The organism is Plasticicumulans sp. (assembly GCF_035331805.1).
Lineage (GTDB): Bacteria > Pseudomonadota > Gammaproteobacteria > Competibacterales > Competibacteraceae > Plasticicumulans.
In genome coordinates this window covers 1-4270 of record NZ_DAOLKE010000031.1, presented here as the reverse complement: position 1 = coordinate 4270, position 4270 = coordinate 1, and the positions used below count along the sequence as shown (strand labels likewise).

The 4270-nt window shown below is 71.0% G+C and carries 4 protein-coding genes; all 4 read left to right on the top strand.

Annotation, left to right across the window (positions count from 1 at the left end; genetic code table 11):
- The first annotated feature begins 134 nt into the window (after positions 1–134).
- Positions 135–1445, top strand: coding sequence for a gephyrin-like molybdotransferase Glp (glp, locus tag PKE44_RS04165; protein ID WP_324548428.1), 1311 nt, complete (start codon positions 135–137; stop codon positions 1443–1445).
- A 40-nt stretch (positions 1446–1485) separates the two neighbouring features.
- Complete coding sequence (gene crcB / locus PKE44_RS04160) at positions 1486–1875, top strand: fluoride efflux transporter CrcB (RefSeq protein ID WP_324548427.1); 390 nt, start codon at positions 1486–1488, stop codon at positions 1873–1875.
- Positions 1876–1908: 33 nt separating this feature from the next.
- Complete coding sequence (locus PKE44_RS04155; protein ID WP_324548426.1) at positions 1909–2247, top strand: DUF190 domain-containing protein; 339 nt, start codon at positions 1909–1911, stop codon at positions 2245–2247.
- Between the two features lie 108 nt (positions 2248–2355).
- A complete protein-coding gene (locus tag PKE44_RS04150; RefSeq protein ID WP_324548425.1) occupies positions 2356–4263 on the top strand; it encodes a potassium transporter Kup in 1908 nt (635 codons plus the stop codon).
- Positions 4264–4270 lie beyond the last annotated feature (7 nt).

The window sequence follows — 4270 nt, the reverse complement described above, 5'->3', positions numbered from 1 at the left end:
GCCTCCCGCCTGCCACGGCTCGATCTCGCCGATGCCACGGCGATCGCCGGCTGGCTGTGCGCGTATCGCGAGGAATTTCTTGCCCGCCGCGCCGGCCGCACCGGCGGCGCGGCCCGATCCGGAGAGCTGGCCCGATGAGTCTGTCCTGTAGTCCCGGCAGCGATGCCATCCGCGCGCAGGCTTCGTGCTGCGACGATCACGACCCGCACTCGCTGCCGGTGCCGGTGGCGCTCGCGCGCATCCAGACCGCCGTGCAGCCGGTCACTGCCAGCGAACAGGTGGCGCTGCGCGCCGCGCTCGGGCGCGTGCTCGCCGCCGATGTGGTTTCGCCGATCGACGTGCCCGCGCACGTGAACTCGGCGATGGACGGCTACGCCGTGCGCGCCGCCGACCTGCCGGATGCAGGCACCGTGACGCTCGCGGTGGTCGGCACCGCGTTCGCCGGTGCAGCCTGGGACGGCAGGCTCGCCAGCGGCCAGGCCGTGCGCATCATGACCGGCGCCGTGCTGCCCGAGGGTGCCGACTGCGTCGTGATGCAGGAGCAGACCGAGCGCGAGCAGGGTGGCGATCAGGAGGGCGGCCAGGATCGCGTGCGCATCGGCCGCGGTCACCGCGCCGGCCAGAACATCCGCCTCGCCGGCGAGGACTTGAAGACCGGCGAGACCGTGCTCGCCGCCGGCCGGCGCGTGCAGCCGGCCGATCTCGGCGTGCTCGCCTCGCTCGGCGTCGCCGAGGTGCGCGTGCGCCGGCGCCTGCGCGTCGCCTTCTTCTCGACCGGCGACGAGCTGCGCTCGATCGGCGAGCCGCTGGCCGCCGGCTGCGTCTACGACAGCAACCGCTATTCGCTGTACGGCATGCTGAGCCGCCTCGGCGTCGAGCTGATCGACATGGGTGTCGTACGCGATGACCGCGAGGCGCTGCAGGCGGCCTTCCGCGAGGCCGCGGCCTGCGCCGATGCCGTGATCACCTCCGGCGGCGTGTCGGTCGGCGAGGCCGACTTCGTCAAGGACACGCTGCTGAGCCTCGGGCGCATCGACTTCTGGAAGCTGGCGATGAAGCCCGGCCGGCCGCTGGCCTTCGGGCGCCTCGGCGAGGCCGTGTTCTTCGGCCTGCCCGGCAACCCGGTGTCGGTGGTCGTGACCTTCTACCAGTTCGTGCAGCCGGCACTGCGGCGGATGATGGGCATGAACGCCGTGCAGCCGGTGACGCTGCAGGTGCCGACGCTCGCGCGCCTGAAGAAGCGCCCCGGGCGCACCGAGTTCCAGCGCGGCGTGCTGGAGCAGCGCGACGACGGCTCGATGGCCGTGCGCCCGACCGGCGACCAGGGCTCGGGCATCCTCAGTTCGGTCAGCCGCGCCGACTGCTTCATCGTGCTCGCCGCCGACAGCAGCGGCGTCGAGGCCGGCGACACGGTGACGGTGCAGCCCTTCGAAGGGCTGTTCTGATGATGCCGGCCGCCGCCGGATGCGCAGGCCGGCGGCCGTGGTGAGCGGTCCCGGGCTGCTCGCCGTCGGCCTCGGCGCCGCCGTCGGTGCCTGGCTGCGCTGGCTGCTCGGGCTGTGGCTGAACCCGCTGTTCCCGCCGGTGCCGCTCGGCACGCTGGCGGCGAACCTGATCGGCGGCCTGCTGATGGGCATCGCGCTCGGCGTGTTCCAGGCGCTGCCGGCGCTGGCCCCGGAATGGCGGCTGGCGCTCGCGACCGGCTTCCTCGGCGGCCTGACGACCTTCTCGACCTTCTCGGCCGAGATCGTCACGCTGCTCGCACGCGGCGAACTGGTCTGGGGCGGCGCGGCGATCCTGATGCACGTCGGCGGCTCGCTGGCCGCGACCGCCGTCGGGCTGGCGCTGGTCGGCTGGCTGCGGACCCTGGGCTGAGCAAGACCGCAAAGACGGGGAGACGATGAAGCCATGAACCCGAGCGAATCCGGCATCGCGCTGCGCTTCCACCTGTCCGAAGGCCGACGCCACCACGGCCGGCTGCTGTGGGAATGGCTGCTGGAGCTGGCGCGCGAGCTCGACCTGCCCGGCGGCACCGCCTACCGGGCGCTCGCCGGCTACGGCCGCCACCGCCGCCTGCACGAGGCGCATTTCTTCGAGCTGGCCGGTGATGTGCCGATCGACGTGATCTTCATCCTGCGTCCGGCCGACGAGGCACGGCTGCTCGAACGCATCGATGCCGAGGGCCTCGCGCTCTTCTACGCCCGCATGCCGATCGAATTCGGCCTCACCGGCCCCGCCGGGGGCTGACCTATATTGCAGTCGCAGCATTCCTGACGGTCCGGCCTGCACCGCGCCCGGTGCGGACCGCTCTGGCTGTGCAAGCCCTCCGACCCCGAGCTTCCGGAAACCGCCCGCATGCCGAACGATGCCGCACTGGCCGTCGCTGACGCCCCGCACACCCCGAAGAAGAACCTGACGACGCTGACGCTGGCCGCCCTCGGCGTCGTCTACGGCGACATCGGCACCAGTCCGCTGTACGCGCTGCGCGAATGCTTCAGCGGCCCGCACGGCATCATCGCGACCGAGGCCAACGTGCTCGGCGTGATCTCGCTGATCATCTGGTCGCTGCTGCTGCTGGTCTCGGTCAAGTACGTCGCCTTCGTGCTGCGCGCCGACTTCCGCGGCGAGGGCGGCATCCTGGCGCTGATGGCGCTCGCCTGCAGCCGGCGCTTCGCGACCCGCCGCCGGCACTGGTCCGTGCTGATCCTCGGCGTGTTCGGCGCGACGCTGTTCTACGGCGACGCGATGATCACGCCGGCGATCTCGGTGCTGTCGGCGATCGAGGGCCTCAACGTCGCGACCACGGTGTTCGAGCCCTGGGTCGTGCCGCTGACGCTGCTGGTGCTGATCGGCCTGTTCCTCGTGCAGTCGCACGGCACCGACCGGGTCGGCAAGTTCTTCGGGCCGGTGATGCTGGTCTGGTTCGGGGCGCTGGCGGTGTTCGGCGTCGCCGAGATGCTCAAGCGCCCCGACATCCTCGCCGCCGTGCATCCGCGCCACGCGTACTTCTTCTTTCGCGACAACCAGTGGCATGCCTTCGTCACGCTCGGTGCCGTGTTCCTGGTCATGACCGGCGGCGAGGCGCTGTACGCCGACATGGGCCACTTCGGGCGCCGGCCGATCCGCCGCGCCTGGTTCGCGCTGGTGCTGCCGGCGATCCTGCTCAACTACTTCGGTCAGGGCGCGCTGCTGCTCGCCAACCCCGCAGCGGCCGAGAATCCGTTCTACCTGCTGGTGCCGGCGCCGCTGCTGTACCCGATGGTCGGGCTCGCGACCGCGGCGACCGTGATCGCCTCGCAGGCGGTGATTTCCGGCGTGTTCTCGCTGACGCGCCAGGCGATGCAGCTCGGCTACGCGCCGCGCATGAGCATCGAGCACACCTCGGCTGCCGAGATCGGCCAGATCTACATCCCGGCCGTGAACTGGACGCTGCTGGTGGCGGTGCTGCTGCTCGTGCTCGGCTTCGAGTCATCGAGCCGGCTGGCAGCGGCCTACGGCATCGCCGTGACGCTGACGATGGTGATCACGACCCTGCTGCTCGCCGTGGTCACGCGCCGGGTCTGGGGCTGGCATCCGGCGCTGGTGGCGGTGTGCATCCTGCCGTTTCTCGCCGCGGATCTGGCCTTCCTCGGCGCCAACGCGCTGAAGATTCCGCAGGGCGGCTGGTTCCCGCTGGTGGTCAGCGCGCTGCTGTTCACGTTCATGACCACCTGGAAGCGCGGCCGCAAGCTGCTCGCCCGGCGCCTGCGCGAGGAGGCGATCCCGATCAAGCTGTTCGTCGACGATGCCGCCGACGGCATGATCCAGCGCGTTTCCGGCACGGCGATCTTCCTGACCTCGAACCCGGACGGCGTGCCGCACACGCTGCTGCACAACCTCAAGCACAACAAGGTCATGCACGAGCGCGTCGTGCTGCTGACCGTGCGCACCGAGGAAGTGCCGTTCGTGCGCGAGGACAAGCGCGTCGAGGTCGAGACCATCGGCTCCGGCTTCTACCGCGTGCACATGCGCTTCGGCTTCACCGAGGACCCGGACGTGCAGGCGGCGCTGGCGCTGTGCGGGCCGCACGGTCTGGAGTTCGAGCTGATGGAGACGACCTTCTTCCTCGGCCGCGAAACCCTGATCTCGACCTCGCGCCCCGGCATGGCGCGCTGGCGCGAGCGGCTGTTCATCGCGATGTCGCGAAGCTCGGCGCGGGCGATGGACTTCTTCAACATCCCGATCAACCGCGTCGTGGAGCTGGGCACGCAGATCGAGCTGTGAGGGCGGC